Below are 23,085 nucleotides of genomic sequence, written 5' to 3'. Positions count from 1 at the left end.
TAAAAACGATGTATCCTAAAGGATAGCTGTAATTTTATTTCAGCGAAATATTAAATCATTTATGCATTACAGTCAAGAGGACGAAAACTTTCCAATTACTCGATTTGAATCGATGTTAAAGACCAACAATATTTTGTTCTTTGATTCAAACGATTTTGAAAACATTATTCACCACTATTTAGAGAATGGTAAGATTGCGCTATCTAAACGTGCCATTAAATTAGGCTTAGAACAACACCCTTCTTCGATTAATCTAAGATTATTTCAAGTTGAAATTTTAGTTATTGAAAACAAGTTTAAAGAGGCCAATAATCTTTTAGATAGACTTCATAATATAGAACCTAGAAACGAAGAAATCTTTATTCAAAAAGCAAATGTATTATCTAAGCAAGATAAACATCAACAAGCTATAGATACTTTATTAATTGCCATAGATTTATCTAATACACCAGAAGATGATGGCGATTTATATGCTTTGGTAGGCATGGAGTATTTGTTTTTAGATCAATTTGAAAGTGCTATTATATATTTTAAAAAATGCTTAGAAAGCGATATTTCAGATTATTCTGCGCTTCATAATATTGTGTATTGTTATGATTTTTTAAATCAACATACAGAAGCTATTGACTATTTAAACATATTTCTAAATACCAATCCGTATTGTGAGGTTGGCTGGCATCAACTAGGTCGCCAATACTTTACAATTAAAGATTACACAAAAGCAAATGCTGCTTTAGATTTTGCCATAATTTCGGATGATACCTTTGTAGGCGCTTATCTTGAAAAAGGAAAAGTATTAGAGAAATTAAAACAGTATGAAGAGGCGATTGAAAATTACAAAATCACCTTGGCTTTAGACGACCCAACCTCTTTTGCGCTTTTGCGTATTGGTCAGTGCTATGCTAAACTCGATGAGGAAGATTTAGCTGTTCAGTTCTTCAAAAAAGCAATAGATGAAGATGCTTTGTTAGACAAAGCTTGGATTGGAATTACCAAGTTCTACATGAAACGTCTTAATTACCAAAAGGCATTATACTATATTAATAAAGCGGTTATTATAGATGGTGACAATGCCACCTATTGGAAGTTATATGCGGCTGTAAATAAACGTTTAAATTTCCTTGAAGAAGCAGAGCGTGGCTACAAACAAAGCTTAGAATTAGGTAATTTTGAATTGGATACGTGGTTAAACAGAACTGATGTGCTTATAACATTAGGAGACCACGATGCAGCTATATTCAATTTACTTCAGGCTTCAGAATTTTATCCGGAAAATGCCGAAGTAGAATACCGATTAGCAGGTTTGTATTTCACAGTTCATCAGCCTGAAGAAGGCCGTTTTCACCTTAAAAATGGAACCCGACTTAATATTGATTACAACTTTATTATTTCAGAATTATTTCCACAACTTACAGACAAGCCCTTGATTAAAGCTATAATTTCAGAAGCTAAAAAGACATCAAACTAAAAAAAATCATACCTTAGCATTCTTATTTTATCAAAGAATGCAAAGACGATTTATAGATTATTTAGTGATTATTTTTAAAGGCATTGCAATGGGAGCAGCAGATGTTGTTCCTGGTGTTTCTGGTGGAACCATTGCTTTTATATCTGGTATTTACGAAGAACTTATTGAAAGCATTGATAAGGTTAACCTCAGTGTTATTAAAGTGTGGAAACAAGATGGTTTTAAAGCCGCTTGGAACTCCTTTAATGGCAACTTTCTATTAGCGCTTTTTTCTGGTATAGCCATCAGTATCTTATCCTTAGCTAAAATCATAAAATGGCTATTACACAACGAACCTATTTTACTTTGGTCGTTCTTTTTTGGACTTGTATTAGCTAGTATTTTGTACATCGCTAAACAAATTAAAGGTTGGTCTGTAAAATTGGTTATTGCAATAATTATAACTACAATTATATCGTTTTATATCACCTTAGCGGAACCTTTTGCCTCCCCCGATAGTCCATATTATTTATTATTTTGTGGTTTCATTGCTATTATTGCTATGATACTACCTGGAGTTTCTGGTGCATTCATTTTATTAATTCTAGGGGCATATCAAACCGCAATTGATACCATTAATAACTTAAGAGATGGTTTACTTACCGGCAACATGGAACTCTTTAAAGATGCCTTTTTAAAATTTGTATTGCTTGCTGTGGGTGCTATCATTGGCCTTAAAGTATTCTCAAAAGCTTTAAATTGGATGTTTAAACATCATAAGAATCTTACACTAGCCATCTTAACCGGGTTTATGATTGGCTCTCTAAATAAAATTTGGCCATGGAAAGAGATTATAAAAACGCGTATAAATTCTGAAGGAGAAGTGGTGACGCTATTAGATCGAAGTATTTCACCAACAACCTATATTGGAGATAATGAATTAGTTATGGCAATTGTTTTTATTGTTATCGGGTTTGCAGTCATTCTTATATTAGAAGGCTTAGGAAAACAAAAAAATAAGGTGTAATGCAAAGTACCAGAACCCTAATCGATCGTTTATTTTTGGTCATTAAAGGTTTAGCCATGGGAGCTGCTAATAAAGTTCCTGGCGTATCTGGTGGAGTTGTTGCCTTTGTTGCTGGTTTTTATGAAGAATTCATCTACTCACTACAACGCGTTAATAAAACAGCTTTTAAGCTTTTAATTAATGCACGTTTTAAAAGCTTCTATCGTTATATAAACGGCAAATTTTTAAGCTTACTTTTTTTGGGTATGATAGTGAGTTACTTTAGTGTTTCTAAATTACTAGATTATCTCATTGTGCATTATGAACTCTATGTATGGAGTACCTTTTTTGGAATGATTTTAGGATCCATCTATTATATTTCTAAAGATTTTAAAGAATGGAACAGAACTACGTTATTAGCTTTAGTTCTTGGTGCAATAGCAGGAATCAGTGTTAGCTTTTTAGATCCTGCAACGGAAAATGACAACCTCTTTTTTGTTTTCTTCTGTGGTATAATTAGTGTCTCAGGTATGACCTTGCCTGGCTTTTCTGGCTCATTTATACTTATTCTTCTGGGTAATTATGTATTATTATTGGTCGATTCTGTAAATGCACTTTACGATACTATGTTCGATATTTTTAGTGGTAATTTTGATTTTATCAATAACGCATATCGCATACGCATGCTAAAAGTCTTAGCGGTGTTTACCTTGGGCTCAGTAACAGGCTTAGTGACGTTTTCTCATATGCTAAGTTATATTCTAAAAAACTATAAATTTATAACGCTTGCGACCATCATGGGCTTTATCATCGGTTCATTAGGGGTTGTATGGCCTTGGAAAGAAACGATATACAAAACGAATGTAGAAGGTGTAGCGACTTTAGATTCCACTGGAAAACAAATCATTACCAATTACCAACGGTATTTACCAGAATTGAGCACCCAAACTTACATCGCAATTGTTTATATTGCCCTTGGAATCCTTATAGTTTTAGGATTAGAATGGTATGGAAAACGCACAAGACAAATCAAAGCTTAAATTCGGACTCGTAGGAAAAGATATCTCATATTCTTTTTCTAGAGGGTATTTTAAAGATAAATTCGACTCTGAAAACCTACCGAATTCCTATGTAAATTTCGATTTACAATCTATAGACGAGCTTTCAGAAATCATAAAAAAGACATCAAACTTAAAAGGTCTTAACGTCACTATTCCTTATAAGGAACAAGTTATCCCTTTACTAGACAAACTCAACAAAAAAGCAAGAGACATTGGAGCTGTAAACACCATTCGGATTACAAAAAAGAAAAAGCTCGTAGGTTATAATACCGATTTTTATGGTTTTAAAAACTCCATAAAACCACATTTAAAATCACATCACAAAAAAGCTTTAATTCTGGGTACAGGAGGGGCTTCTAAAGCTATTGCTTATGCGCTAAAGAAGCTAAAAATTAAGTATGATTTTGTCTCACGATCCCAAAAAGAAAACGTTACCTTTTTGTACTCCGACTTATCAGAAAAAATTATTTCGGATTATACCATTATTATCAATTGCACCCCAATTGGCACGTTTCCAAAAGTTAACGCATGTCCAGATATTCCGTATGATGCCATCACAAAAGAGCATATTTTATATGATCTTATCTACAATCCTGAGCAAACTAAATTCTTACACTGTGGGCAACTTAAGGGAGCAACGACCATTAACGGCCTAGAAATGTTAAGTTTACAGGCTAAAAAATCTTGGGAGATCTGGAATAAATCCTAAAATACAAGCTCTACACGCATTTCCTTTGTAGTTAAACCACTTGTTAGTATCTTTAACATCTATAAAAATATATTTGACATATGTCTGAGAATGATAACCTGCAAGATGCAGATGGAAAAAAAGAAGTAGAATCAACAGAAACTACTCCAACACAACCAACTGAAATTGAAACGAATGCCGTTGATACTGAAGTAAATAATGATCTTGAAAAAGGTTCTGAAATTAAAACGGTTGAAACTGAAGCTGTAGACAACGTAAAATCTGAAGACGATGACGTTGAGGACACTCCTACAACTAAAGCACCTAAAGATGAACTTGTTGACGAAATTGAAGCTTCAAACGCTGAAGATGCTGAAGATGAATCTAATGCTGAACGTCATGAGGTAGAAGAAAAAGATTATCATGCCATGACTATGGATGAGTTAACTGCTGAAATCGGTAGACTCTTGAAAACTCATAAAATTCAGACCATCTCTAAACATGTTAATGAGATTAAAGGCGAATTCAATGCGAAATACAGTGAACTTCTAGATGAAAAAAAGGAAGAATTTATTGAAGATGGTGGTAACGAAATAGATTTCTATTATACCAATGACACCAAAAAACAATTCAACACACATTATAAAGAATACAAGCAAACGATAAATGCTTATTATAAAGAACGTGAGCAAAACCTTAAGCAAAATCTTGACACTAGATTAGAAATAATTGAAGATATCAAAGGTTTATTAAGTGTTGAAGAAAATATGGGTACAACCTATAAAACCTTCAAAGAGCTTCAGGAAAAATGGCGTAATGCAGGACCAATTCCAAGAGATAAATACAATAATGCTTGGAATACTTACCATCATCATGTAGAGCGTTTCTATGACTTTTTACATCTCAATAATGATTTGAGAGATATGGACTTTAAGCATAACTATGATCAGAAATTAAAAATCATAGAACGTGCAGAAGAGTTAGCAGAAGATGAAAATACAAACCGTTCTTTTAGAGAGCTACAAGTATTACATAAACTTTGGAAAGAAGAACTTGGACCTGTTGGTAAAGAGCACAGAGAAGCCATTTGGGAACGTTTTAGCAATGCTACAAAAGCAATCCATGATAAGCGTCAATCTTACTATGCTGATATGGATAAGGCTCACGAAAAAAACCTTGAGCGTAAGGAAGAAATCATTGCACAAATAGTGGCTGTTGCAGAAGACAAAGGCAACTCACATAGCGCATGGCAGAAAAAAATTAAAGACATTGAAGTTTTAAGAGATGCCTTTTTTAAGGCAGGTAAAGTGCCTTTAAAAGTTAATGAAAGTACTTGGGCAAAATTTAAAGGAGCAGTTAGAACTTTTAATCGTGGTAAAAACAGTTTTTACAAAGATTTAAAGAAAGATCAATACGATAATCTTAAAAAGAAAAAGGATTTAATTCAAATTGCAGAAGACAATAAAGACAGTGAAGACTTTGCAACGGTAACTCCATTGATGAAGAAAATTCAGAATGAATGGAAAAAAATTGGTCATGTTCCAAGACGCGATAGCGATAAAATCTGGAAGCAATTTAAAGCCGCTTGTAATCACTATTTTGACAAAATGCATACAGAGCGCAAAGCCCAAGACCAGCACCTTTATGATGCTTTTGATAAGAAAGTAAAGCTTCTTGACGAGTTAAAAACACTTGAGCTTACTGAAGATCCTAAAGCAGATATTAAAATACTACAAGACAAAATTGCCGAGTGGAAAACCATTGGATATGTACCGCAAAACAAACGTTATATCGATGGTAAATTCTACAAAGCGATTGATGATAAATTCGATAAGCTTAAAATGGATAAATCGAAATTAGAAATGATTAAGTTTGAGAGCAAACTCGAAAACTTAGCCGATTCTGATGACACGCGATTACTAGATAATGAGCAAAACTTTATCCGAAAAAGAATTACTGAAATTAAATCTGAAATTAATCAATTAGAAAATAACTTACAGTTTTTCTCTAATGTAAAATCAGATAATCCATTGGTAAAAGATGTACATAAGAATATTGCCAACCACAAAAAAGAATTAGACACTTGGAAATCTAAGTTGACTAAGGTACGTGGTATGTATAGCTAAATAAAACTAAGAAAATCTATTAAAATAGTATTTGCGTGAATTTCTTAATTCTTGTAAATACTATTTTTTTTATTCAATCTCTAAAATATCAAAACCCACTTGTGCTTTACAAGTGGGTTTTGCCCTAACTAAACTAAATTAACCTTAATTACAACCGCTTAAAATAATAATTAAGATTTCCTACTAAGATTATAAAAACGCTTTTGTTTTTATATACAGTATTTACGCACAGAAAGCACTTTTGGATGTTTGGATTATAAATTTTAGAAAACTTTAACAAATAGCTTGTTTTCAGTGTCGTCTTTAGAAGGGAGTTGACACTTTAATAAAGGCAATTCATTTTTAAGCAGAAATAATTCCTTATAGTTTTCGTGTCAAGTTTTGACAGACAATTCTGATATTTAGCTTTTTATTTTTTTTAATTTATTACAAAATTAAAAGCATCATTCAAAGTGGATTCCTGCCTTTGCAGGAATGCCATAGCATTACAGTAATTTTGCCTCTTCCCAAAAGATATCCATTTCAGAAAGTGTCATGTCTTTTAAAGATTTATCTAAATCTTTAGCTTTAGATTCTAAATATTGAAAACGTTTTATGAATTTTTTATTAGTGCGTTCTAAGGCATTTTCAGGATTTACTTTAAGGAAACGCGCATAATTAATCATAGAGAACATGACATCCCCAAATTCGCTTTCTATAGCATCTTGATCTCCTTTTGCAATTTCAACTTTTAATTCGGCAATCTCCTCCTCTACTTTCTCAAAAACTTGTTCTGGGTGTTCCCAATCAAATCCAACACCAGCTACTTTTTCTTGTATGCGACTAGCTTTTACAACAGCAGGTAAACTTTTTGGCACTCCTTCGAGCACACTACTTTTACCCTCTTTAAGTTTAAGTTGTTCCCAATTGCGCTTTACGTCTTCTTCATCTTTAACTACGACATCCCCATAGATATGAGGATGACGGCTTATAAGTTTATCACAAATACTGTTACACACATCTGCAATATCAAAATCATTGGTTTCACTTCCTATTTTAGAATAGAACACAATGTGAAGCAAAACATCTCCCAATTCCTTTTTAACCTCGTCTAAATCATTATCGAGAATAGCATCTCCAAGTTCGTAAACTTCTTCAATGGTGAGATGACGTAAGGATTCCATCGTCTGTTTTTTATCCCATGGACATTGCTCTCGCAACTCATCCATAATAGTTAACAAACGCTCAAAGGCTTTTAATTGGGCTGCTTTATCAGACATTTTTATTCTTCTTCCTCAGAAGTTTTTTTGTCATCTTTAGACTCTTCAAGTGACGCTAAAAGATTGTTTTTTTGAAGTAAATTATACCATTGTACAACTTTCTTTATATCTGAAGGATACACACGATCTTCATCATAATCTGGTAAAACTTCGAAGAAAAACTCTTCTAAAACATCTTTACTGTCTTTATGACTAATCGAAGTTGGTTGTCCTCCTTCTTTTTCCATTACCTTTTTAAGTACATCTCTTAATGGTACTTCTTCGGCTAAGGTATAAATAGCAATTTCACTAAGAATACTAATGTTACTGTGTGCACCAACCGTGATACGTTTTTGGTCGATTAACGACTCTACAACAGCACCTGTTCTTGTTTGCTTTACAATTTGAAATAAACCTGGTTTTCCAGAAATGGATAAAATTTTATCTAAGCTCATATATCTTATATTAACGTTTCTTGCTCATTGCAGGAAATCGCATTCTGTAATCTATTTTTATTTTGCCTTTTGAAATATTTGTCAGTCGTCCTTTAATAAGACGCTTTTTAAAAGATGATAGTTTATCTGTAAATAAAATGCCTTCAATATGATCGTATTCATGTTGAATTACTCTAGCTATTAAGCCATCGTATTCTTCAACATGTGTATCAAAATTTTCATCTTGATATTGAATTTTAATCTTTGGTTTTCTAAAAACGTCTTCTCTAACATCTGGAATACTTAAACAACCTTCATTAAAAGCCCATTCATCACCTTCCTCTTCTAAAATACGAGCATTAATGAATGTTTTCTTGAAGTCTTTCATTTGTTCACTCTCTTTTTCAGAAAGATCTTCATCGTCTGCAAAAGGACTTGTATCCACTAAAAACAACCGAATTGCCAAACCAATTTGAGGAGCTGCCAAACCAACACCGTACGCACCATACATGGTTTCGTACATATTATCGATAAGCTCTTTTAATTTTGGGTAATCTTTGTCTATTTCCTTGGCCTCCTTCTTCAATACAGCATCTCCATAGGCTACGATAGGTAAAATCATAATTCATTTATTTTCGGGTGCAAAAGTACCAAATTCTATTATAATATTTCAAATTTCAAAAACTAAATACAAAAACTAAATCTATCAGGCAGACACATTTTAGTTTCAATTTTTTTGAGAGACACTAAAGACTAGAAAGATAGCTCTGTAGAATAAGAGTTGCACTAATTTCATCAACTAAAGCCTTATTTTGACGTTGCTTTTTCTTCAGCCCACTATCAATCATCGTTTGAAACGCCATTTTAGAAGTAAAACGTTCGTCTACACGATCTACAGGAATTTGCGGAATTGCTTTTGTTAATTCCTTCAAGAATTTTTGAATATAAACTTCACTTTCAGATGCTGTATTATCCATCTGCTTTGGTAAGCCAACTACAAATTTTTCAACATTTTCGGTTGAAATATATGTTGTTAAATACTCAAGTAATTGCTTTGTATTAACAGTTGTAAGTCCTGATGCAATAATTTGCATTTCGTCAGTAACCGCTAGTCCTGTTCGTTTTGTGCCGTAATCAATGGCTAAAATTCGTCCCATAACCACAAAGATAATATAATAAAAAACGCTTCTTAATAAAAGAAGCGTTTTTAAAAAAATCAATTTAACCCAAACTAATCATATGACATATTCCCTCTAAAAAATAAATCACTGTGATAATTATACTTAAGACACAACTATATTTTGTTGGTCACATTTTATCAGAACTAAAAAAAAAGAAAACTCCTCAATATGTGGGGAGAGGAGTTTTCGAAATTAGCTATTAATTAAATTCTAAGATATCTATGAGTGATATCAAAGCTTTAATTATTATTAAGACACAACTTAATTAAAAGGTCACTTTTTTTGAAAAGTATTTTAGCTTCAGTTATTATAAAAGTATCTTTGATGTCTAAATTTGATTAAAAAGATAAAATGACCATGTTAAAAGCATTATCATTTAAAAGAATGATTAATAGCTAACAGCAGCTGTCATATATTAAAAACTATAAAAACAAACACATGAAACAACTACAATCTGTAATAGAAAATGCATGGGACGACCGTTCCTTATTAACTAACCAAGTCACTATCGATGCAATTAGAGGCGTTATAGATCTTGTTGATGCCGGAACGTTACGTGTAGCGGAACCAACAGCTGATGGATGGCAAGTAAACGAATGGGTAAAAAAAGCAGTTGTTTTATATTTTCCGATTCAGAAAATGGAAACTTTTGAAGTTGGTATTTTTGAATATCATGATAAAATTCCACTAAAACGAGGTTATGCGTCTAAAGGAATTAGAGTTGTCCCGAATGCGGTAGCAAGACACGGAGCTTATATTTCTGCTGGCACTATTTTAATGCCAAGTTATGTAAATATTGGTGCTTATGTAGATGAAGGTACAATGGTAGACACATGGGCAACTGTTGGTAGTTGTGCACAAATAGGTAAAAACGTTCACCTTTCTGGTGGCGTAGGTATCGGTGGAGTTTTAGAGCCGTTACAAGCCGCTCCTGTTATTATTGAAGATGGTGCTTTTATTGGCAGTCGTTGTATAGTTGTTGAAGGTGTACGTGTAGAAAAAGAAGCTGTTTTAGGTGCAAATGTTGTTTTAACCATGAGTACAAAAATCATTGACGTTACTGGAGACGAACCTGTAGAAACTAAAGGTGTTGTACCTGCGCGTTCTGTAGTTATTCCTGGAAGTTATACTAAAAAGTTTGCTGCTGGCGAATTTCAAGTACCTTGTGCTTTAATTATTGGAAAGCGTAAAGAAAGTACAAATAAGAAAACATCTTTAAACGATGCATTACGTGAGTATGATGTAGCGGTTTAAAAATTAATTTACAATTTGAATTAGATATGGAGCAACTTAAGCATGATATATATTGGCATTTTAAACTTAAAAGATCAAACGGTCGTGCATTAAAGGCGCTCAAAATAATTGAAAGCTATAACGGTAAGGTTAGTCCAAAATTCCGAAAACTATCAGATGAATATGCAACAGAAGTATTAGGAAATAAAGCCTATGCTCCATGGTTATATGTGTATTCTGCTATTCAGAATCGTTTTGAAGACGGATGGATTCCGGACAATTATTATGCTAAAGAAGTCGTACCAAAGTTAAATGGAGATTACGGAAAAGTTGCAGACAGAAACTTTATAACTCCATTTCTACTTCCTAGCATGGAATCATTAGACGTCACCTATTTTATTAATGGTAAATTTTGTAGTCCAGATAGTAAAATTATCGACCCAATGGCCGTTAAAGATTACCTTTTTGAAAAGCAAGATAAAATAGTTTTTAAAAAAGAGAATTCTAAACGCGGTAAAGGGGTTTATATTCTTAACAAGAATAATTTTGATCCTTCCATCTATACTTCAAACAAGTGTGGGAATGGTGTTTTTCAAAAATTTATACAACAGCATCCTTTCTTTTCTGAATTTGCAGATAACTCTGTGGCTACAATTAGAATTACAACTGTGTCAGACGAGCTAGGAAATATTTCTGCAAGAGCATCTTATATTAGATTTGGTCGTACTAAAGATACCCATATCATGTCTAACTCTGCTATAAGTATTCCGATAGATATTAATACTGGTGAATTTCATTCAGTAGGTTATATGAATTGGCTTCAAGTAGATAAACATCCAGATAGCAATGTTTCATTCCATCAAAAAACGATTCCTCATTTCAGTAAATGTGTCGATAAGGCTATAGAGATGCATCGTGTCATTCCTTTTATGGGATGTTTGGGTTGGGATTTAACGGTAGATAATTTAGAAAAAGTTCAAGTTATAGAGGTCAACGGAATTAATAATGGAATAAAACTAAGTGAAGCCACTACAGGACCATGTTTTAAGGATTTAAATTGGTCTAACCTTTGGAAACAAAGACAAGAATCTTAATTTTAACATTTAATCATCACTATAATGCCAAGTAAAATACGTCGATTCTTCTTAAGGCACTTGCGAAAAATGCGTTCTTTACCGCCCAAAATTTACACACCTATATCTTATGAATTTTATACTGGTAAAAAATTAGATTTAGAAAACCCTATTGAATTTAATGCAAAATTGCAATGGATGAAGGTGTTTTATCACCCAAAAATCCTAACTCAATTAGTTGATAAATATGCTGTAAGAGCATATGTTGAAGAAAAAATTGGAGCTCAATATCTAAACGATATTTACGGTGTTTATGATAAACCAGAAGACATTCCTTTTGATGAGTTTCCAGCTAAATTTGTGGTAAAAGCCACACATACCAGCAGTCATAATTTAATTGTTACAGACAAAACAAATCTAAATAAGGAAAAAGCACTTAAGTCATTTCGTAAATGGCTGAATAAAAATCAATATTACCGAATTGGGCAAGAATGGGCTTATAAAGATGTGCAGCCAAGATTAATCGTTGAGAAATTTTTAAAAAACGATGAAGAGAATTCGCTTATCGATTATAAATTTTATTGTTTTAGCGGAACGGCTAAGTTTTTAGAAGTACACTTAGATAGAGCTGACAATCATAAAAGAGGCTTTTATGATTTCGATTTTAAACCCTTACCATATAGGTATGTTTCTCTTGAAAAGAGTATTTCTTCGGATATAAAAAAACCTAGCAATTTAGAAGAAATGATAAAATTTGCTGAAATTTTAGCAGCAAATTTCCCCTTTGTTCGTGTTGATTTTTATTCTATAGAAGGCAAAACCATTTTTGGAGAAATGACGTTTTATCCGTCTGATGGAAGAAAAGATTTTATTCCAGAGGAATACAATAAAATTATAGGAGATTACATTATACTCCCTAAATTAGAAGATGGACAACAAGCTATTACTAAAATAGATTAACTTCGTTTAGATATTTAGAGCTAATAATTAGCACCTTCGAACTTAAATTATGACGAATAAAAAAGTAGACCAACATGCTATTGATGCTGTAATTCTTTGGGTAGATGGTAATGACGAGCACCATAAAGCTAAAATGCTACCTTTTTTAGAAGATAAAACTAAAATTAATTCTGAAAAATTTAGAACACGTTATGACCACGTCAATGAAATTAAGTTCACCATTGATTCTATTTTAAAGTATGCGCCATATATTAGAAATATTCATATTATAACAGATAATCAAGCACCAGATTTTTTAAAAAACAATAATAATGAGATTTATAAAAAAGTTTCTATAGTAGATCACAAGGTCGTCTTTAAAGGTTATGAAGAATACCTACCTACTTTTAATTGCAGACCAATTGAAACCTGTTTGTACAGAATTCCAGATTTGGCAGAGCACTTTATTTATATGAATGATGACTTCTTTTTAATAAATGAGACTAAACCAACTGATTTCTTTAAAAACGGCCTTCCTATTTTAAGAGGGAAATGGCTAAAGTTTGACAACGATATTTTTTATAAAAAATTTAAAAAAACTAGAGTTGGACATAAATCTATTCAACAAAACGCAGCTAAATTAGCGGGCTTTAACAAGTATTATAACTTTAAGCACACTCCGCATCCATTAAGAAAATCGACATTTGAAACCTATTTTAATGCCAACGAGGACGTCCTTATAGAAAACATTAAACATCGTTTTAGAAAAACAACTCAGTTTACACCTCAAGGCTTAGCAAATCATTTAGAAATAAAAAATAAGACCTGTCACTTCCAAAGTGATTTACAACTCATGTATTTTAGATCGTATAAAAAACCGTTGTATTGGTACCGATTCAAATTGAATGTAAAGTCTAAAGGGAAATTATTCTTAGGACTTCAAAGTTTAGATCGTAGTCCTCCACACATTTTAGATTATATTTTAGGTTGGTTAGAAAAGCGTATGCGCTAAACACTTACGGCATTAAAGATAAAAGTAGAATGCATTATAAATTTTTAATATATATATCTTATAGTTATGCTTTACCTATAGGGACTCCTTTGGAAAAAGAAATTTTAAGCAGAGGAGATAGCGTGATGTGGTTTAGCGACCTTGACGATGGTAAAACGGCATTACAAGGAAAAAACAATGTCTTAGATACTATTAAAAGTGTCGTAAATTATGAGCCTGATATTGTACTGGCGGCAACCAATGATGTTCCTGATTTTATTTCGGGTTTGAAAGTGCAAATTTTTCATGGCTTTAATGCTCAAAAACGACCAGAGGGAAATAATAAATTTGCCCATTTTAGATTACGTGGTTTTTTCGATTTATACTGTACGCAAGGACCGTCAACTACTTCTGTTTTTAAATTACTACAAAAAAAATACCAATATTTCGAAGTGAAAGAAACAGGTTGGAGTAAGGTAGACCCTTTGTTCCCTATTGTTGAAAAAGAAAAAAACAGCTTGCCAACGATAATGATTGCTTCTACATTTAGCAAACGATTGAGTTTGGCACTTCATGATGATGTTTTTAAAACCATTCGACAATTAGCTACCTCAGGAAAATATAATTTTCTCATGGTACTTCACCCTAAGTTGCCTAATGATATAAAAGGTAAATGGGAAAATTTAAACGGTAATCACTTCACCTATTATAACACTACCGATTTAGCTCCTCTGTTAAAAAAAGCCGATATTATGTTTGCAGATACGACGTCTGCTATTCAAGAATTTTTAATTCAACTAAAACCTGTAGTGACTTATAGACATACATTTAATCATGACTATTTAATAAATATTGAAACTGCAAATGCTATAGAAAGCGCTTTTGATGAAGCTCTAAATTATCCTGAAGAGTTGATTACAAATATTAATACATTTATTAATCAATTACACCCGTATTTTGATGGCCAATCTAGCAAACGCGTTGTTGAAACTTGTATATCTTTTCTACACGAAGATAAAAGTCATTTAAAAAACAAACCACTCAATTTAATTCGTAAGTATAAAATTAGAAAACGCCTGGGCTATTTTACATTAAAGAGTTATTCTAAGCCATATACAATTAAACAATAATGCATTATAATAAAAAAAACGAGAAACCTTTTACAATATGAAACCATCAACTTCATAACCATAAAAATCATTAATTTTACACGCAATAAAAAATACCCATGATAAAACTATCTGCTGTCATTATAACATTTAACGAAGATCGGTATATTGAAGAGTGCCTCAAGTCTCTTATAAATGTTGCAGATGAAATTGTAGTTGTTGATTCGTTTTCAACAGACAAAACGAAAGCCATCTGCACCAAATATAATGTTGTGTTTATTGAACAAGAATTTTTAGGTTATATAGAACAAAAGAATTTTGCATTATCACAAGCTAGTTACGACCATATAGTATCATTAGATGGTGACGAATCCTTGTCTGAAACACTACAAAAATCTATAATTGACCTCAAATCGAATTGGATATTTGACGGTTACTATGCCAACCGTTTTAATAATTTTTGTGGACAATGGATTAAACATTCTGATTGGTATCCTAACAAAAAATTACGCGTTTTTGATAAACGAAAAGCGCAATGGAAAGGTATAAATCCACATGACAGGATTGTTATTCAGTCCTTGGGAAAAACGGGACACCTTAAAGGAGATATACTACATCTTACCTACCAATCATATTCTGAATTTAATTTAAAGATGGAGTCCTTTTCATCCATTTCTGCAAATGCCTATTTCGAGCTTGGTAAAACAGCGCCTTTCTATAAATTAATATGGAATCCTAGTTGGGCATTTTTTAAGGCGTATGTGTTACGCTTCGGGTTTTTAGATGGATTTAATGGTTTTATGATCTGCTATCAAACTGGTCATCTTACCTTTTTAAAATATGCAAAATTAAGAGAACTTAAAAAAGAAAAACAACATCTATTTCCAAAACTTAAGTAGCTTCTTCATCTTCTTTTTACGTCTTATTTTTGATCTAAACTCTTGTACTTCTTCCCACATTGCATGAAATACAACATCATATGGTTTTCCATAACATTTGGCATATTCATCACTCATAATTTCCACCATATTTTTGTACTTAGATAGTCTTGCGAAATTTTTCATTCTCGCACTAAAATCCATTGGTAAAAATTTCATTCGGTTTAAATCTACAAGATAAAACTCATACGAATCATTATCAACGGTAATCAAGGTATTACCTGGAGAATGATCTAGAAACATAATTCCTTTTTCATGTAGCTGAAATGTAAACCTTGTAAATGCTCGTAATATAGCTTCGTAATTGGGATAATTAAAATCTGTAAGAAGCTCTCGGTAGGTTAAATCACATTCTAATTGCTCTGAAATATAGTAACTCTTATTAAACAGAAAGAGCGATTTGTATTCATAATACCCAACAGGCTGTGGAGTTCCTACATCCAATTTCTGAAGTTCTTTTGCATATTCAAAAGAGCGTTGCGCTTTACTTTTTCGTAAAAATCGATAAGCAACCTGATTAACGACATTTGGTATTCTAAAAGACTTTACGTTGAGTGTTTTGTCTTCGAGTTTAAAAAGCTTTAAAGAATTTCTTTTTTGATTGCCATAATCTTCGCCTTTAATATCATAATTAGTAATGATATCGTCTAAAAACGCTTCATGTTGCTTAAAACTATCGTGTATGTTTTTTGTTCTATTCACAAAGGTATAATCAACGATAGTTAAACCGTTTAATCACTTGTTTTACGTGTTATTATAAGTCACTTTAATTGACAAAAATAATCATATTTTTATATTCTATTCTGTATTTACAAGTTAAATCGAAATCGCTATTTTTACTTTAAAACTAGGCGTTTTAATAACTCCTAATATTATTCCCTAAAATTATAAAATCATTATCTTAAATTTACAATAAATAATACTTTAAATGCAGTTGTTAGATCTTATCGGTAGAAAGAACGAATTATTTGCACATGATGTAGAGATGCACACTGACGCATTAAAAAACATTATTTCCTCCTCTAAATTCCTAGTCCTTGGTGGAGCAGGCACAATTGGCCAAGCCATTACTAAAGAAATTTTTAACCGTCAACCGAAGAAACTTCACATCGTAGATATTAGTGAAAATAATTTGGTTGAATTGGTAAGGGATATCCGAAGTTCTTATGGTTATATTGATGGTGATTTTAAAACCTTCGCTTTAGATATTGGCTCTATGGCATATGATGCGTTTATTGCTTCAGACGGTAATTATGATTATGTATTAAACCTTTCTGCATTAAAACATGTGCGAAGCGAAGAAGATGCTTTTACTTTAATGCGCATGATTGATGTTAATATCTTGAATACTAAAAAAACCATTGAACAATCCATTGCTCACGGCGTAAAAAAATATTTCTGTGTCTCCACAGATAAAGCTACAAATCCTGTAAATATGATGGGAGCGTCAAAACGCATTATGGAACTTTTTCTAATGCAAAAAAGCAAAGACATCATTATTTCTACTGCGCGTTTTGCAAATGTGGCATGTTCCGATGGGTCTTTATTATATAGCTTTGAGCAACGGATTAAAAAACAACAGCCTATTGTAGCTCCAAACGATATAAAACGATACTTTATCACACCAAAAGAATCTGGTGAACTTTGTTTAATGTCGTGTGTTTTTGGCGAGAATAATGAAATATTTTTCCCACAACTTAACGAACACTTACACTCAATTAGCTTCGCTGATATTGCTATAAAATACATTAAGGCACTTGGTTACGACCCTTATTTATGCCACAATGAAAATGAAGCAAGGTTACTCTCCAAATCCTTACCTCAAATAGGACAATGGCCTTATTTATTGACAAAAAGTGATACTACAGGCGAAAAGGATTTTGAAGAATTCTTTACAGAAAAAGATACCATAGACGTAGAACGTTTTAATGCCATTGGTATAATCGAAAACAAACTTGTAAGCGATAACAGTAAAGAACTCGATACATTTTTAAATGGCATAAAAGAACTACAGATAAAACAATCTTGGACAAAAGAAGATTTAACCCAATTATTTTATAAAATATTACCGAACTTTAACCATAAGGAAACAGGTAAGTATTTAGATCATAAAATGTAACTGATGCATAACAAAATTGATGTTGTAATCATGGCTGGTGGTAAAGGGGAACGTTTAATGCCACTCACCCTAAACACTCCAAAACCGCTTTTAAAAATAGGCGATAAACCCATAATTGAATATAACACAGATCACCTTGCATCTTCCGGAATTAAGAACATAAACATCGCTGTCAATTATTTAAGTGAGCAGATCATCACTTATTTTAAAGAAAACAATAAACATAAAATTCATTTTAATTTCATAAAAGAATCAAAGTCTTTAGGGACTATTGGTGCTTTAAAACTTATAGAACATTTTACAAATGATTATATATTAGTGATGAATGCAGATTTACTCACTAACGTCAATTTCGAAGCGGTTTTCAATAATTTTCTTTCAAAAAAAGGAGATGCATTAATTGCAACCATACCTTATAAAGTTAATATTCCACATGGAGTCGTTGAAACCAAAGCTGATTTTGTTACCGATTTAAAGGAAAAACCATCTTACACCTATTATTCAAACGCTGGTATTTATATGTTTAAAAAAGAGTGTTTCGAGTTTATTCCGGAAAACCACTTTTTTGATGCTACAGATTTAATTGAAATCTTATTGGCTAAGAATAAAAAAATTGTCAATTACCCGATTTTAAATTATTGGTTAGACATCGGAAAACCTGAAGATTTTGAAAAAGCACAACAAGATATTAAACATTTAAAGTTTTAGTGCATTGTTTTTTTCCACTCCCCTATTTCATCGCTAAATCTTAAATTAATTTGTGTACCCCAAAAAGGGCAGTATTCATTTTAAAAGATTAGTCACGTGTCGTATCTTTGCACAGCTAAAAATACAGTTACTTTTTAATTCATTTATTGAGCACCTGTAGTTTCAATTATCTTATGAATCACAAACAAGGATTAAAACACCCTATTTTTAAATATATCACTCAATCTGCAGAAGAATTGCAGGTAGAAAGTTACGTTATTGGAGGCTTTGTACGCGACTATTTTTTAGAACGTGGAAATGCTAAAGATATTGATGTGGTTGCTGTTGGAAGTGGTATTGAATTAGCAAAACAAGTCGCTAAAAACTTACCGAATCAACCAAAAGTTCAAGTTTTTAAAACTTACGGAACAGCCATGTTACAATACGAGGATATTGAAATTGAATTTGTTGGTGCGCGTAAGGAAAGCTATAATGAAGACAGTAGAAATCCGGTGGTTGAAAACGGCACTTTAGAAGATGACCAAAACCGTCGCGATTTTACCATTAACGCTCTAGCTTTAAGTTTGAATGAAGGCAATTTCGGTGAGCTTCTAGATCCCTTTAATGGCCTTAGTGATTTAGACCAAGAGATTATTCGTACTCCTTTAGATCCGAATATTACCTATAGTGATGATCCGTTACGCATGATGCGAGCGATTCGTTTTGCAACACAGCTAAATTTTAAAATTGAAGAAGCATCTCTTAAAGCTATTACCGATAATAAAGAGCGTATAACCATTATTACTAAAGAGCGTATTGTCGTTGAACTTAACAAAATTCTAGAGAGTAAAACACCTTCTATCGGATTTATCCATTTAGAAAAAACAGGATTATTAGATTATATTTTACCAGAATTAACAGCCTTAAAAGGTATTGATGAAATTGAAGGCCAGCGGCATAAAGATAATTTTTATCACACCCTAGAAGTCGTTGATAATATTGCTAAAACCACTGATAATCTTTGGTTGCGTTGGTCTGCATTATTACACGATATAGGAAAAGCGCCAACGAAAAAATTTCATAAAAAAATCGGTTGGACGTTCCATGCTCACGAATTTGTAGGATCTAAAATGGTCTATAAACTTTTCAAACGTTTAAAAATGCCTTTGAATGACAAAATGAAATTTGTTCAGAAAATGGTTTTTATGAGTTCGCGACCAATAGTACTAGCTACCGAAGTAACAGATGCCGCAGTAAGACGTTTGGTGTTTGATGCAGGAGATAATGTTGAAGATTTAATGACGCTATGTGAAGCTGATATCACTACAAAGAATCCAAAAAAATTCAAAAAATATCATAATAACTTTCAGAAGGTAAGAGCTAAAATTGTTGAAGTTGAAGAACGCGACCAAGTTCGTAATTTTCAACCACCAGTTTCTGGAGAAGAAATCATGGAAACCTTTAATTTAAAGCCTTCAAGAGAAATCGGAATCATAAAAGAGGCGATAAAAGAAGCCATTTTAGAAGGAGAGATTCCAAATGACTATGAAGCGGCTTTTGAGTTGATGTTAGAAAAGGGAAAGGCATTAGGATTGCGAGCTGAGTTAAAAAGCAGCAAAGATTCAAAGTAACAAAGATGAAAAACGACCACACTTATCGTCAACTTTTAGTTTGGCAAAAGTCAATGGCTTTGGTAACGGAAATTTATACTGAAGTTAAAGTTTTTCCTCCTGATGAATTGTACGCTTTAACATCTCAAATCAAAAGATCAGCAACTTCAATACCAAGTAATATCGCTGAAGCCTATGGAAGAGATGGAAAAAAAGATTACTTAAGATTTCTAAATATTGCGCTAAGCTCATTATTTGAACTACAGACGCAATTAGAGATTTCTTATAATTTGAAATTTTTAAATGAGGTTAGTTTTAACAAACTATATACCGATACAAGAGAGATTGAAAGAATGTTAACCAGTTTCATCAGAAAAATCAAAGCCTAAACTTTGAAACTTTGAAACATTAAAACTTTGAAACTTTGAAAATAAAAAAAGAAAATAAAGCAGTTATATATTGGTTATTGACAGGTTGTGCTTTAATTTTTATAATGGTTATTGTTGGCGGTATCACCAGACTGACACATTCAGGTTTATCTATTTCAAATTACAAGTTAATTTCAGGAACCATTCCACCAATGAATGAGGTAGAGTGGAATGAAGCTTTCGAACTTTATAAACAATACCCTGAATATCAAAAACTACATAATCACTTTGGTTTAGAAGAGTTTAAAGATATTTATTTTTGGGAATGGATTCATAGAGTTATTGGGAGATTTATAGGCTTAGTTTTTATAATTCCTTTCATCTACTTTTTAATCAAAAAACGCCTTTCGGCATCTATTATAAAAAAATCAATTGTGCTACTTCTTTTAGGAGGTTTTCAAGGCTTTTTGGGCTGGTATATGGTAAAATCTGGTTTAGTAGATGAGCCTAATGTGAGTCATTTTAGATTAGCAGCACATTTAACCACCGCATTCTTAACGTTTGCTTATACGTTTTGGGTGGCTTTAGATTTAATGTTTCCTGAGAAAAAAGTCATTGATAAAAAATTTAGAAATTTTATTAGAATTGGTTTAGCCGTTCTTATTCTTCAAATTATATATGGTGCTTTTGTAGCTGGTTTAGATGCTGGATGGATTCATAACCATTGGCCATTAATGAGTGAAGGCAAATGGATTCACGAAACCGTTTATATTGAACACACCCCAACTTACCTCAACTTTTTAGAAGGTAAAAGTGGTGTTCAATTTGTGCATAGAACTTTGGCTTATGTCGTGGTGATTTTTATACTCGCCATTTGGTACAAAGCTAATAAAATGACACTTACCGGTTTTCAGAAGAAAGGGATTAACTTACTATTAGTAATGGTAGGTGTTCAATTTTTATTAGGAGTTTTTACGTTGTTACTAGCAGTTCCGGTATGGTTAGGTGTACTGCATCAAGTAGGTGCATTTATTTTGTTAAGTGCTATGACATTTACCTTACATCGCTTTACGAAATAATTAAAAATGATTTAACTTTGCAGCATGATTTATAGATTTAGAATTATCCTAGATAACGATACCGAAGATGATGTGTTCCGCGATATAGAAATACGCGAAAATGACACTATGGAAGATTTACACAATACCATTACGCAATCTTTTGGGTTTGATGGTATGGAAATGGCTTCATTTTATGTAAGTGATGAGCAGTGGAATCAAGGTGAAGAAATCGCTATGATGGACATGAGCGAAGCTGGTAATGAAGTAAAGATGATGAACGAAACGGTTATCAACTCTATTATTCACGAAGCATCTACACGTCTCATATACCTTTACGATTTTATGAATATGTGGACGTTTTATGTCGAACTAGGTGAAATCGTCGAAGAAGCAGAAGGTACGGATTACCCGAATCTAATGTTTGTTCATGGTCAAATTCCTGATGAAGCTCCAGAAAAAACGTTTGAAGCTGAAGAAGATGATGACGACTATAATGAATTTGAAGACGACTTAGATATTGATGATTACAGTGATTTAGATTTTGACGAAAATTGGAATTAACTAAATCGCTTTAAATTAACATCCTCATAGTTGCGCTTTACAAAATCAAGTGCATTTTTTAAAACTTCACCCATGTTTTTGCTTTTTTTAAAGTTAATATCAAGGGTGTAGTTGTAAATATCTTCTTTTAGTATTTCAATATGTTTTGGAATAGATATTTCGTCCGCTTCCATACAATTTAATAATGCTTTTAATCGCGAGCGGTAACTAATCATTCGCTTGGCAACTATAGAGCGTTCCTCAATTTTATACTGATCTATGGATTCGTGTTGAATTTTTTCACGCACCAATTCTACCATTTTAAAATTCTCTTTAAAAAATTGAGGCCTATAAATCTTTAGATTACCCTCATACGATTGCTGATCAAAATCAATGGCTCTAATTTTAAAAACGACATGATCAAAATCGTGTGTTGGAACAATGACATAATTATAAGAACGCATGTCTCCCAAAAGTCGTATTAAACAACGTTCATTAAACTTCACAAACTCTTTTGCTATTTGCGCTTTTTCAGACGAACTACAATTGGGCAACATATTCTTTATAAACTCATCACCCGGAATACCTGCAATATGCTCTTCAATCAACGTATCCTTACAAACCAAAAAATTAATTTGATATGGTGATAACATTTGCTCAAGTTCTAATCCATAAACCCGTGAGGCATCAGCTGTTTTGACGTAAAAATATGTGAAATTATCATTGAGAATGTTCCTCACTTTTATTCTGAAGGGTTTAGAATTACCGAATGTGCAAAAATCAATGGCATCAACACTAAGGTATTTTAAGATGCTAGTACCTCCATCTGAAATTAAATTTGAGTATACTTGTTTTAAACTAATATCAATTTCTTCGCGTTCAAATCCATTGTAGTATACACGTACCCAAAGCGTATCAACATCATCTTTGTCATAAACAACCACAGAACCTTGAAAGCGTAATAAATCAGAATAGAAAATAGGTAAATCTATATTTCTTCTATATTTAGATAAATACGTATCCAATTTTTCAGAAACAGGGTATGTTGGTTTTCGTTTTGATATTTTTAAATCCTCACTCATGTGATAAATTTAAGGGTTTTAAAATGAATAATAAAAGTTACTTTTAAATTTGATTAAATTATCTTTCAAAGATCTAGAAACGAATTAAATCAATCATTTTGACCAATTAATTATTATAAAATAAAAATCCGTGTAACAAATAAAAGCATTAATC

23 protein-coding genes are annotated in these 23,085 nt (G+C 32.3%); 17 read left to right on the top strand and 6 right to left on the bottom strand.

Annotated features, from left to right (window positions below; all coding sequences use genetic code 11):
* The first annotated feature begins 61 nt into the window (after window positions 1–61).
* The 5 genes from HM984_RS04515 (at window position 62) to HM984_RS04495 (ending at window position 6,328) form a co-directional block, all read left to right on the top strand.
* Complete coding sequence (locus HM984_RS04515; RefSeq protein WP_179348275.1) at window positions 62–1,468, top strand: tetratricopeptide repeat protein; 1,407 nt, start codon at window positions 62–64, stop codon at window positions 1,466–1,468.
* Window positions 1,469–1,505: 37 nt separating this feature from the next.
* Window positions 1,506–2,474: a DUF368 domain-containing protein gene (locus HM984_RS04510; protein ID WP_115809090.1), complete on the top strand. Its 969-nt coding sequence runs from the start codon at window positions 1,506–1,508 to the stop codon at window positions 2,472–2,474.
* Window positions 2,474–3,493, top strand: a complete 1,020-nt coding sequence (locus HM984_RS04505; protein ID WP_115809089.1) for a DUF368 domain-containing protein — start codon at window positions 2,474–2,476, stop codon at window positions 3,491–3,493. Before HM984_RS04510 ends, HM984_RS04505 begins: the two co-directional genes overlap by 1 nt.
* Window positions 3,462–4,223: a shikimate dehydrogenase family protein gene (locus HM984_RS04500; protein ID WP_179348274.1), complete on the top strand. Its 762-nt coding sequence runs from the start codon at window positions 3,462–3,464 to the stop codon at window positions 4,221–4,223. Before HM984_RS04505 ends, HM984_RS04500 begins: the two co-directional genes overlap by 32 nt.
* 80 nt (window positions 4,224–4,303) lie before the next feature.
* Window positions 4,304–6,328: a DUF349 domain-containing protein gene (locus tag HM984_RS04495; RefSeq protein ID WP_179348273.1), complete on the top strand. Its 2,025-nt coding sequence runs from the start codon at window positions 4,304–4,306 to the stop codon at window positions 6,326–6,328.
* Between the two features lie 485 nt (window positions 6,329–6,813).
* Here the strand turns inward: HM984_RS04495 and mazG are convergent, their stop codons facing one another.
* The 4 genes from mazG to ruvX all read right to left on the bottom strand — a co-directional run bounded on the left by mazG (window position 6,814) and on the right by ruvX (window position 9,157).
* Entirely contained in the window at window positions 6,814–7,587 is a 774-nt protein-coding gene (mazG, locus tag HM984_RS04490; RefSeq protein ID WP_179348272.1) for a nucleoside triphosphate pyrophosphohydrolase, read from the bottom strand.
* A gap of 2 nt (window positions 7,588–7,589) precedes the next feature.
* Complete coding sequence (locus HM984_RS04485) at window positions 7,590–8,021, bottom strand: DUF5606 family protein (protein ID WP_115809085.1); 432 nt, start codon at window positions 8,019–8,021, stop codon at window positions 7,590–7,592.
* Window positions 8,022–8,031: 10 nt separating this feature from the next.
* Window positions 8,032–8,622, bottom strand: a complete 591-nt coding sequence (gene def, locus HM984_RS04480) for a peptide deformylase (protein ID WP_115809084.1) — start codon at window positions 8,620–8,622, stop codon at window positions 8,032–8,034.
* Between the two features lie 124 nt (window positions 8,623–8,746).
* Window positions 8,747–9,157 (bottom strand): Holliday junction resolvase RuvX, encoded by a 411-nt coding sequence (gene ruvX / locus HM984_RS04475; protein ID WP_115809083.1) that lies wholly within the window; start codon window positions 9,155–9,157, stop codon window positions 8,747–8,749.
* A gap of 462 nt (window positions 9,158–9,619) precedes the next feature.
* On the opposite strand from ruvX, the gene HM984_RS04470 reads away from it, so the two are divergent.
* From HM984_RS04470 to HM984_RS04445, 6 genes are all read left to right on the top strand, one after another.
* The gene (locus HM984_RS04470; protein WP_115809082.1) at window positions 9,620–10,435 is read left to right on the top strand and encodes a 2,3,4,5-tetrahydropyridine-2,6-dicarboxylate N-succinyltransferase; all 816 of its coding nucleotides are present in this window, start codon (window positions 9,620–9,622) and stop codon (window positions 10,433–10,435) included.
* 26 nt (window positions 10,436–10,461) lie between these two features.
* A complete protein-coding gene (locus tag HM984_RS04465) occupies window positions 10,462–11,508 on the top strand; it encodes a sugar-transfer associated ATP-grasp domain-containing protein (protein WP_179348271.1) in 1,047 nt (348 codons plus the stop codon).
* Between the two features lie 24 nt (window positions 11,509–11,532).
* Complete coding sequence (locus tag HM984_RS04460) at window positions 11,533–12,447, top strand: ATP-grasp fold amidoligase family protein (protein ID WP_257018447.1); 915 nt, start codon at window positions 11,533–11,535, stop codon at window positions 12,445–12,447.
* Window positions 12,448–12,496: 49 nt separating this feature from the next.
* Window positions 12,497–13,438 (top strand): stealth family protein, encoded by a 942-nt coding sequence (locus tag HM984_RS04455; RefSeq protein ID WP_179348270.1) that lies wholly within the window; start codon window positions 12,497–12,499, stop codon window positions 13,436–13,438.
* Window positions 13,439–13,467: 29 nt separating this feature from the next.
* Window positions 13,468–14,547: a UDP-N-acetylglucosamine 2-epimerase gene (locus tag HM984_RS04450; protein ID WP_179348269.1), complete on the top strand. Its 1,080-nt coding sequence runs from the start codon at window positions 13,468–13,470 to the stop codon at window positions 14,545–14,547.
* Window positions 14,548–14,645: 98 nt separating this feature from the next.
* The gene (locus tag HM984_RS04445; protein ID WP_115809078.1) at window positions 14,646–15,425 is read left to right on the top strand and encodes a glycosyltransferase family 2 protein; all 780 of its coding nucleotides are present in this window, start codon (window positions 14,646–14,648) and stop codon (window positions 15,423–15,425) included.
* On the opposite strand, the gene HM984_RS04440 is transcribed toward HM984_RS04445, so the two are convergent.
* Entirely contained in the window at window positions 15,405–16,166 is a 762-nt protein-coding gene (locus HM984_RS04440; RefSeq protein ID WP_179348268.1) for a lipopolysaccharide kinase InaA family protein, read from the bottom strand. The two genes, HM984_RS04445 and HM984_RS04440, sit on opposite strands and share 21 nt — an antisense overlap.
* Before the next feature lie 226 nt (window positions 16,167–16,392).
* On the opposite strand from HM984_RS04440, the gene HM984_RS04435 reads away from it, so the two are divergent.
* From HM984_RS04435 to HM984_RS04410, 6 genes are all read left to right on the top strand, one after another.
* Complete coding sequence (locus HM984_RS04435) at window positions 16,393–17,583, top strand: UDP-N-acetylglucosamine 4,6-dehydratase (protein ID WP_179348267.1); 1,191 nt, start codon at window positions 16,393–16,395, stop codon at window positions 17,581–17,583.
* A 3-nt stretch (window positions 17,584–17,586) separates the two neighbouring features.
* Window positions 17,587–18,291 carry a nucleotidyltransferase family protein gene (locus HM984_RS04430; RefSeq protein ID WP_179348266.1) on the top strand — a complete coding sequence of 235 codons (705 nt, stop codon included), beginning with the start codon at window positions 17,587–17,589 and terminating at the stop codon, window positions 18,289–18,291.
* Between the two features lie 173 nt (window positions 18,292–18,464).
* The gene (locus tag HM984_RS04425) at window positions 18,465–19,901 is read left to right on the top strand and encodes a CCA tRNA nucleotidyltransferase (RefSeq protein WP_179348265.1); all 1,437 of its coding nucleotides are present in this window, start codon (window positions 18,465–18,467) and stop codon (window positions 19,899–19,901) included.
* 5 nt (window positions 19,902–19,906) lie between these two features.
* On the top strand, window positions 19,907–20,269 hold the full coding sequence (locus tag HM984_RS04420) for a four helix bundle protein (RefSeq protein WP_179348264.1): 363 nt from the start codon (window positions 19,907–19,909) through the stop codon (window positions 20,267–20,269).
* A gap of 41 nt (window positions 20,270–20,310) precedes the next feature.
* A complete protein-coding gene (locus HM984_RS04415; RefSeq protein ID WP_179348315.1) occupies window positions 20,311–21,327 on the top strand; it encodes a COX15/CtaA family protein in 1,017 nt (338 codons plus the stop codon).
* 24 nt (window positions 21,328–21,351) lie between these two features.
* Window positions 21,352–21,870: an IS1096 element passenger TnpR family protein gene (locus tag HM984_RS04410; RefSeq protein WP_020894948.1), complete on the top strand. Its 519-nt coding sequence runs from the start codon at window positions 21,352–21,354 to the stop codon at window positions 21,868–21,870.
* Here HM984_RS04410 and HM984_RS04405 read toward each other — a convergent pair.
* Window positions 21,867–22,931, bottom strand: a complete 1,065-nt coding sequence (locus HM984_RS04405; RefSeq protein WP_115809072.1) for a hypothetical protein — start codon at window positions 22,929–22,931, stop codon at window positions 21,867–21,869. The two genes, HM984_RS04410 and HM984_RS04405, sit on opposite strands and share 4 nt — an antisense overlap.
* Between the last annotated feature and the right edge of the window lie 154 nt (window positions 22,932–23,085).

Source organism: Winogradskyella pacifica (genome assembly GCF_013403915.1).
GTDB classification, from domain to species: Bacteria; Bacteroidota; Bacteroidia; order Flavobacteriales; family Flavobacteriaceae; genus Winogradskyella; species Winogradskyella pacifica.
Note: the sequence above shows the minus strand (reverse complement) of the source record. Positions and strands in the feature narration are given on the sequence as shown.

Excerpts from the sequence above, each read along its gene's own strand:
- HM984_RS04515 (WP_179348275.1), top strand. The coding sequence starts at position 62 with ATGCATTACAGTCAAGAGGACGAAAACTTTCCAATTACTCGATTTGAA.
- HM984_RS04510 (WP_115809090.1), top strand. The coding sequence starts at position 1,506 with ATGCAAAGACGATTTATAGATTATTTAGTGATTATTTTTAAAGGCATT.
- HM984_RS04505 (WP_115809089.1), top strand. The coding sequence starts at position 2,474 with ATGCAAAGTACCAGAACCCTAATCGATCGTTTATTTTTGGTCATTAAA.
- HM984_RS04500 (WP_179348274.1), top strand. The coding sequence starts at position 3,462 with ATGGAAAACGCACAAGACAAATCAAAGCTTAAATTCGGACTCGTAGGA.
- HM984_RS04495 (WP_179348273.1), top strand. The coding sequence starts at position 4,304 with ATGTCTGAGAATGATAACCTGCAAGATGCAGATGGAAAAAAAGAAGTA.
- mazG (WP_179348272.1), bottom strand. The coding sequence starts at position 7,587 with ATGTCTGATAAAGCAGCCCAATTAAAAGCCTTTGAGCGTTTGTTAACT.
- HM984_RS04485 (WP_115809085.1), bottom strand. The coding sequence starts at position 8,021 with ATGAGCTTAGATAAAATTTTATCCATTTCTGGAAAACCAGGTTTATTT.
- def (WP_115809084.1), bottom strand. The coding sequence starts at position 8,622 with ATGATTTTACCTATCGTAGCCTATGGAGATGCTGTATTGAAGAAGGAG.
- ruvX (WP_115809083.1), bottom strand. The coding sequence starts at position 9,157 with ATGGGACGAATTTTAGCCATTGATTACGGCACAAAACGAACAGGACTA.
- HM984_RS04470 (WP_115809082.1), top strand. The coding sequence starts at position 9,620 with ATGAAACAACTACAATCTGTAATAGAAAATGCATGGGACGACCGTTCC.
- HM984_RS04465 (WP_179348271.1), top strand. The coding sequence starts at position 10,462 with ATGGAGCAACTTAAGCATGATATATATTGGCATTTTAAACTTAAAAGA.
- HM984_RS04460 (WP_257018447.1), top strand. The coding sequence starts at position 11,533 with ATGCCAAGTAAAATACGTCGATTCTTCTTAAGGCACTTGCGAAAAATG.
- HM984_RS04455 (WP_179348270.1), top strand. The coding sequence starts at position 12,497 with ATGACGAATAAAAAAGTAGACCAACATGCTATTGATGCTGTAATTCTT.
- HM984_RS04450 (WP_179348269.1), top strand. The coding sequence starts at position 13,468 with ATGCATTATAAATTTTTAATATATATATCTTATAGTTATGCTTTACCT.
- HM984_RS04445 (WP_115809078.1), top strand. The coding sequence starts at position 14,646 with ATGATAAAACTATCTGCTGTCATTATAACATTTAACGAAGATCGGTAT.
- HM984_RS04435 (WP_179348267.1), top strand. The coding sequence starts at position 16,393 with ATGCAGTTGTTAGATCTTATCGGTAGAAAGAACGAATTATTTGCACAT.
- HM984_RS04430 (WP_179348266.1), top strand. The coding sequence starts at position 17,587 with ATGCATAACAAAATTGATGTTGTAATCATGGCTGGTGGTAAAGGGGAA.
- HM984_RS04425 (WP_179348265.1), top strand. The coding sequence starts at position 18,465 with ATGAATCACAAACAAGGATTAAAACACCCTATTTTTAAATATATCACT.
- HM984_RS04420 (WP_179348264.1), top strand. The coding sequence starts at position 19,907 with ATGAAAAACGACCACACTTATCGTCAACTTTTAGTTTGGCAAAAGTCA.
- HM984_RS04410 (WP_020894948.1), top strand. The coding sequence starts at position 21,352 with ATGATTTATAGATTTAGAATTATCCTAGATAACGATACCGAAGATGAT.
- HM984_RS04405 (WP_115809072.1), bottom strand. The coding sequence starts at position 22,931 with ATGAGTGAGGATTTAAAAATATCAAAACGAAAACCAACATACCCTGTT.